The organism is Luteitalea sp. (assembly GCF_044337415.1).
Classification (GTDB): domain Bacteria; phylum Acidobacteriota; class Vicinamibacteria; order Vicinamibacterales; family Vicinamibacteraceae; genus Luteitalea.
On the sequence record NZ_JBIINP010000018.1, the window covers coordinates 45,246 to 51,829 of the forward strand.

General features: G+C 69.2%; 6 protein-coding genes. 2 read left to right on the forward strand and 4 right to left on the reverse strand.

Translation table 11 applies throughout. From position 1 onward, the window contains the following. Positions 1-15 precede the first annotated feature (15 nt). The 4 genes from ACIRDX_RS05410 to ACIRDX_RS05425 all read right to left on the reverse strand — a co-directional run bounded on the left by ACIRDX_RS05410 (position 16) and on the right by ACIRDX_RS05425 (position 5,193). On the reverse strand, positions 16-273 hold the full coding sequence (locus tag ACIRDX_RS05410) for a hypothetical protein (RefSeq protein ID WP_396624383.1): 258 nt from the start codon (positions 271-273) through the stop codon (positions 16-18). A gap of 69 nt (positions 274-342) precedes the next feature. Next, positions 343-591: a GlsB/YeaQ/YmgE family stress response membrane protein gene (locus ACIRDX_RS05415; RefSeq protein WP_396624384.1), complete on the reverse strand. Its 249-nt coding sequence runs from the start codon at positions 589-591 to the stop codon at positions 343-345. A 243-nt stretch (positions 592-834) separates the two neighbouring features. Then, positions 835-2,181, reverse strand: coding sequence for a hypothetical protein (locus ACIRDX_RS05420; protein WP_396624385.1), 1,347 nt, complete (start codon positions 2,179-2,181; stop codon positions 835-837). A 165-nt stretch (positions 2,182-2,346) separates the two neighbouring features. After that, entirely contained in the window at positions 2,347-5,193 is a 2,847-nt protein-coding gene (locus tag ACIRDX_RS05425) for a M16 family metallopeptidase (protein WP_396624386.1), read from the reverse strand. 238 nt (positions 5,194-5,431) lie between these two features. Between ACIRDX_RS05425 and ACIRDX_RS05430 the strand changes: the two genes are divergently transcribed. Both ACIRDX_RS05430 and ACIRDX_RS05435 read left to right on the forward strand, forming a co-directional pair. Then, entirely contained in the window at positions 5,432-5,659 is a 228-nt protein-coding gene (locus tag ACIRDX_RS05430; RefSeq protein ID WP_396624387.1) for an antitoxin, read from the forward strand. Continuing rightward, the gene (locus ACIRDX_RS05435; protein ID WP_396624388.1) at positions 5,659-6,081 is read left to right on the forward strand and encodes a type II toxin-antitoxin system VapC family toxin; all 423 of its coding nucleotides are present in this window, start codon (positions 5,659-5,661) and stop codon (positions 6,079-6,081) included. Before ACIRDX_RS05430 ends, ACIRDX_RS05435 begins: the two co-directional genes overlap by 1 nt. Positions 6,082-6,584 lie beyond the last annotated feature (503 nt).

Here is a 6,584-nt window from a genome sequence, read left to right on the forward strand (position 1 = left end):
GTCACCTAATCGGCCTCACCAATGCCCCGCGTGAGCGCGTGCCCCCTGCGACACCTGCCGCAGCGCCCTCACGACGCACCAGGGGGTGGGCACGACGAGCACGGGCCAGATGACCAGCAGGTCGACACGGATGTTCGCCTCCGGCGTGCGCACCATCACGAGCCACTCCCGGCCCGCGTGGACCAGCCATGCCGCTGCCGCGGCCAGCAGCAGCGCGACGATCAGGATATCGAGTGGCCTGCCCACCAGGAGCGTGGCGAACCTTCCGGTCATCGTGCCCTGGACGTATTCGGAGCGTCCACGCCCGTGGGCGTCACGCCGCGCTCCGCGTCGCCCGAGCGACTAGCCCATCACTCCCACAGCCTTGAGGAGGCCGATCAGGACCGCCGCCCCGATGATCGAGATGACGTAGCCCCCGACCGCGCCGCCGGCCGAGAGGCCGAGGACTCCCGCGAGCCAGAAGCCGACGAACGAGCCGACGATGCCGACGACGACATTGGCAATGAGCCCCATCTGGGCATTGGTCTTCATGACCATGCTCGCCAGCCAGCCGATGATGCCACCAATCACGAGCGTCACGATCAGGTTCATGTGATCCTCCGAGCCAGGAGCCAGGGTGATGACACGGCGACAACCGTGAGTCGCGCGTCATGCCGCTTCGACCGTGCCCTGCCCTTCCGGCGCAGGGTCGGTCAGGCGCACGAGTGTTCAGCAGTTCCAGCGGCGGCCGCCATCTTACCCCCTCCGTGTGAATTCCCGGTGCGCGTGTCGTCGAGCCTGGGGCAGCGCGGGCGGGGAGCCACGATCGGCGCGGCCGATGAGGGGCGCGGCGTCCTACATCACGTGCCGAGCGGGCCGCACGCTGAGGAACACGACGACGCTCGGCGCGACACGCCCGTAGTAGTAGGGCGACAGCTCGGACGACAGCACGCTCACGGCCACCGACGCACCGATGCCCGGCACGATTCCCCTGCCGCTCCGCGGGTGCCACACGTACCCGACCTGCAGCTTGCCGAGCGGCACCAGCGCGAGCGCGTACTCGTGCGCGTGCAGATGGTGGGCCGGCATGCGTCCGACCTCGGCTCTCCCGAAGACCGTGTGCCGGTCGGCCACCAGCAGGCTGCTCTCGAGGAGCGCGCCGACGCTGGTGGCCTCGAGGATCCCGCCGGGCACCGCCTCCCGGGCACGCGTGGTCCCGACGGCGACCGTCGTGGCCCAGAGATGTGCCTGGCCGAACGGCACGTGGTACATCGCCGATGCGGTCGTGCGGATGACCGGCGGCTGGGACGGGAACGGGAAGTCGGTCGCCGCCTCGCGCAACCGCCCCGCCGACACCTGCAGCGCGAGACGCTCGGTGGGCAGGAACGACAGGCGACCTGACACCGAATCGAACGCGCCGATGTCGAGATCCGTCCGACGCTCGTCGGGCTCGCGCCCGTTGAACGTGGAGACCTCCGCCTTCCAGCGCTGGTTGTGGACACCCAGCGTCACGAGCCCGAAGCTCACACGCGTCGCGTCGAGCCAGTGATGGGTGAGCGGCGCGGTCGGATTGGGCATGGCGGAGGCCCGATGCGGGTATCCCGGCGGGCCCAGCGCGGGCTCCCCTGCCAGGCCGGCATAGACCTGCCACCGCCATGTGCGTCGCAGCGCATGCTCGTAGTCCACCGCCAGTTCCATGACGAGGTCGTGCGGTTGCTGTCGGTCGTGGATCGTGTCGCCTTCGCAGACCTCCCCGACGGCCAGGAAGCTCAGCGACCCGCAGCCGGGAACCGTCCACGGCTCCGCGCTGAGCATGGTGCGCACGCCGAAGCGGCCGTCGCCCAGGCGTCGACGGGCCCCGAGCATCACCCAGTTGAGGCTGCTGGCCTGGCTCGTGCTGGCGCCGCCCGTCCGGTGGCGCTCCCGGGGCTCGTACACCGCTTGCGCGAAGACCGTCCCGTTGAGCCGGATGTCCCAGGTGCGCCACGGCCGATGGAGGCCGTACATCGGCGTCGCTGCGGGAATCCACGCCGTACCCGGGCCCTCGCGGGTGGGCGTGAGCATGGTGCCGTCGACGACCACGTGCTCGTGCGTCTCCGGCGGAGGTGTCGGTTGAGGCTCCTGTGCCGCTGCGACCGTTGGCGCCACGAGCAGCGCCGCCGCGAGGCCCAGGGCCGCAGCTGGCCTCCTGAGACTGGACACGCGCACGGGATGGCGCTGGTGGACGGTCAACACATGAGCCTGCTCGACGTAGGCTAGCAGGCGCTGGCGCTCGCCTCTCAGCGCGTCAGCTCGTGGCGGGCCGCCCATCGTGTGATGGCGTCGCGCGCGGTCGTGGCCGGCCCGAAGAAGTACGCCCGAGCCGCGTCACGGCGTGCTCCCTTCCGGCATCAACACGACCTTGACGTAGCGCTTCAGGTCCAGGTAGGTGTTCGCGGCGTCGCGCAGCAGGGGCGCGCTCAGTTGGTCGTACAGCCCACGCATCGTCGCGACATCCGGCACCGGCTCGTCGTACTGGTACGCGAACGCAATCTTGTTCAGGATCGAGCCGTTCTGGCGGCTCTCGATCTCGAGGTCGCGCCGCAGCGCCGCCTGCGCATCCGCCACCTGGCCGGCGCTCGGCCCACGCGTCTTGAATTCCTCGACGACGGTGAACAGCGCCTCGACGAGATCGGACGCGCGTGCCGGGTCGCACGCGAACATGATCGAGATGCTGTACTGCCCGACCGGCTGCTTGGTGAAGCCTGGCACGACGCTGACGCCATACGTGCCGCCGAGATCCTCGCGGAGCACACGCTGGAGATTGCCCGCCAGCGTGTCGGCCATGGTCCGGACAGTGAGGCGGTTCTTCGGCGTGTTCTCGAACGGCCCGGTGAAGACGACGCCGACCTGGCTCTTGGGCGTCGTGCCCTTCTTCACCAGCGTCTCGACGACGGCGTCCGGGGGGCGGATGCCGACGTCTCGACCGGCTTCCTTGCGGCGAAGGGAAGGCAGGCTGCCCAGGTAGCGCTCGACGAGCGGCTGCATGGTGGCCAGCTCGAAGCTGCCGACGAAGACGAACGTGAAGTCGCTGGCGTCGGCGAAGCGGTCCCGATAGAACGCGATCGACTTGTCGAGGCTCATCTGGGCGATCGCCTCGCGCGTCATCGACCGGGCGCGCACGTGGTTCCGGCTGACGGCGGCCGTGAGCGCGTCCTCGAACGCCGCCTCGGGCACCGACTGCCGGTTGGCCAGGGCCGCGTTCAGCTGTTCGGTTGCGGTGCGGAACGCGTCGGCGTCGGGACGGGGCCTCGTGAACGTCAGGTAGATCAGCTGGAACATCGTCTCGAGGTCGCGGTTCAGCGCCCGGCCGCTCAGTCCCTCGAACATCTCGTCGATGTCGGCACGCACCAGCGCCGACTTGCCAGCGAGCTTCTTGCCGAGGTCGATGGCGCTCAACGTCCCGAGCCCGCCCTGCGCGACGATCCGATCCGCCGTCTGGGCGGCGATGAAGTCCGCATCGGCCGCCAGTGAGGTGCCGCCGGGACTGAAGGCACGGAACAGGACCTCGTCCTGCTTGTAGGTGGTGGGCTGCAGCACCACGCGCACGCCGTTGGACAGCGTCCACTCGGTGACGCCGGAGGGCCGCGATGCTCGATTGGCGACCGACCCTGGCTTGGGCAGTGGCTCGAGGAGTGGGGTCGCGCTCACGGTGTCGACATAGGCCGTCAACGCCGCCGCGCCCGCCTCCTTGATGACGGCTGCGAGTGACGTCTCGGTGGGGACGGCCACGCCGACCTTCCGGGGAGCGGTCACCGAGACAACGCGGTTCCGTTCGGGGATCCAGTCGCGGGCCAGGCTGTTGACGTCGGCCAGGGTGATCTCGGGCAGGAACCGGCGCGCGAGCCCGTACTCGTAGGCGATGCCCGGGATCGGTTCACCCTGCGTGAAGCTGCGGATGAACTCGTCGGCAAGCGACTCCGAGGTGTGCTCGTCGGGCGATGACGCAAGCTGCTCGAAGGCGTTCAGCATGGCCTGCCGGTAGCGATCGAGTTCGGTCTGCGTGAAGCCGAACCGGGCGACGCGGGCGGCTTCGTCCAGGAGCGCCGCCAGGCCCTTCTCGGCGCCGCCATCCGGCACGAGCGCACTGAGCGTCGTCGATTCGGTCGACTGCACGAAGATCCCGCGATTGGTCTGCGCGGCCAGGAACGGCGCGCCGGGCTTCTGGGCCATCTCCGAGAGCCGCGCGGACAGCAGCGATGCGAACGTCCGCTCGAGGGTCATCTGGCGATAGGCGCCGAGGGTCGACTGGTCGCGCGCCGGCATGGTGCTCGAGATGCCGATGATCGTGCGCGTGGCCTCGGGGTCGGTGGCGATCGTGTAGCGCGTACCGGGCTGCTCGGGGACGTCGTACACCGGTCGGGGCCTGGGGCTCTTGGCCGCCGGAATCGGCCCGAAGCGCGCCTTGATGCGCGCTTCCATGGCGACCGGGTCGAAGTCGCCGACGACGATCACGGCCATCAGATCGGGGCGGTACCAGTCGGTGTAGTACTGCTTCAGGCGAGCGGCGGGGAACGTGCGAATGGTCTCGGGCGTGCCGATGGGCAGGCGCTGGGCGTAGCGGGAGTCCTTCAGCAGGACCGGCAACTGGGCGTCGAGGATCCGGGCGCCGGCGCCGAGGCCCGTGCGCCACTCCTCGAGGATGACGCCGCGCTCTTTCTCGATCTCGTCCGGCTCGAACGACACGGCGGTGGCCCAGTCCTCGAGAATCAGCAGGGACCGGTCGATGACGTCGGGGCTGTCGGTTGGAATGCGGAGCTCGTAGACCGTCTGGTCGAAGCCGGTGTTGGCGTTGACGTGGGCGCCAAAGCGCATGCCGGTCGACTGCAGGAACGCGATCACGTCCTGCTTGGGAAAGTGCCGCGTCCCGTTGAAGGCCATGTGCTCGACGAAGTGCGCCAGCCCTCGCTGGTCGTCGTCTTCGAGCACCGACCCTGCGTTGACCACGAGCCGGATTTCGGCACGGTTCTTCGGCTGGTCGTTGGCGCGGATGTAGTAGCGCATCCCGTTGGACAGCGTGCCCACCGTGATCCGCGGGTCGACGGGCACGGTCGCCGTCAGTGGCGCGTCGTGCGCCCCCGACACGACGGCGCGCTGGCCGGCGGCCGCCGGGCCGGTGCCAACGACGAGGGCCAGGAGCATCACGGCCAACGGAACGCGAACGCATGCGGTCATGCCCCCATGGTTCCACAAGTCGGCTCAGGGGCGGCCTGCGCGTCAGGAAGCGGTTGGCGCTGGGGGCTGGGGGCTGGGGCTGGGCGATACAGAGCGCCAAGGCCGCACCGCACGCGCCCAGCGAGGCAGCACTGACCGTCGGGCACGTCCGACGGCGACACCCCGCGTGGGATCCGAGCCAGCTCGCGGCAGCCATATACGTCATGTATATGGCATACTGGCTTCGGAGGTGCCCGACATGTCACGAACTGCGAAGGTCTTCATGACCAACCGCAGCCAGGCGGTGCGACTACCGAAGGATTTCCAGTTCGCCACCGACGAGGTCCTGATCCGCAGGGTCGGCGACGACGTCATCCTCTCGCCTCGCCCCCGCGACTGGAACACGTACCTGGCGTCCGCGCCCGTGGCATCGGCGACCTTCATGGCCGACGTCGAGGACCTGCCGGTGCAGGAGCGCGATCTGTGATGCCCCGCTTCATGCTGGACACGGACACGTGCTCCTACATCATGAAGCGCTCGCATCCGCTGGTCTTGAAGCGGCTGCAGACGTTCTCGGTCGACGACGTCTGTATGTCTGTGGTCACCAGGGCGGAACTGCTCTACGGAGTTGAGGTGTCACCCCGCCGCGCGCATGACGCCGCCGCCCTGGCGGCCTTCCTCCCCTACGTCGAGGCAGTGGATTTCGACCAGGGCGGCGCGCTCCACTACGCGGAGATCCGTGCGGATCTGAAGCGCCGGGGCGTCATGATCGGCGCCAATGATCTCTTCATCGCCGCGCACGCCAGAGCGTTGGGAGTGACGTTGGTCACCAACAACATCGCGGAGTTCGAGCGGGTGCGCGACCTGAAGCTCGAGAACTGGACGCTGCCGACGCGGCGTTCACGCTGACGGCCCTGTCGCGGCTCAGCGCGACGGATCTCGCCGCCCGACGCCGACGAAGCCGCGGCGCTTGCGCCCCTCAGCGAAGCCGCACTGACCGTCGGACAAGTCCGACGGCTACGGATCGAACGTGCACGGACCGTCGCGAGGGCGTCGACGACGTGTGGGGAGCCTGCCGGTGTCCGAGTGGGATCCGGAGCCGAGGCGCACAGCGCCGACGGCGACCAAGCCGCGGCCCTGACGAACCGCAGCGAGCACCGCCCACCGTCGAACTGAAGTTCGACGGCCACGGACTGCGGGTAGAGGCAGCACTGCTGCTCGATGTGAGGGAAGCCGAGGCGCGGAGCGCCGATGGCGACCAAGCGCCGGCCCTGCCGAACCACAGGGGTGGGATTCGAGCCAGCTCGCGGCGTCGCGCAGCGATGCCGCGGCTGGCCTGAACACAGCCTCGACGACAACGACTGACCGAAGGGAAGGAGTTGGCGGAGAGGGTGGGATTCGAACCCACGTGA

What these genes read in the sequence shown, in the direction of transcription:
- ACIRDX_RS05425 (WP_396624386.1), bottom strand. Translation starts at nt 5,193, where the DNA reads ATGACCGCATGCGTTCGCGTTCCGTTGGCCGTGATGCTCCTGGCCCTC.
- ACIRDX_RS05435 (WP_396624388.1), top strand. Translation starts at nt 5,659, where the DNA reads ATGCCCCGCTTCATGCTGGACACGGACACGTGCTCCTACATCATGAAG.
- ACIRDX_RS05430 (WP_396624387.1), top strand. Translation starts at nt 5,432, where the DNA reads ATGTCACGAACTGCGAAGGTCTTCATGACCAACCGCAGCCAGGCGGTG.
- ACIRDX_RS05410 (WP_396624383.1), bottom strand. Translation starts at nt 273, where the DNA reads ATGACCGGAAGGTTCGCCACGCTCCTGGTGGGCAGGCCACTCGATATC.
- ACIRDX_RS05415 (WP_396624384.1), bottom strand. Translation starts at nt 591, where the DNA reads ATGAACCTGATCGTGACGCTCGTGATTGGTGGCATCATCGGCTGGCTG.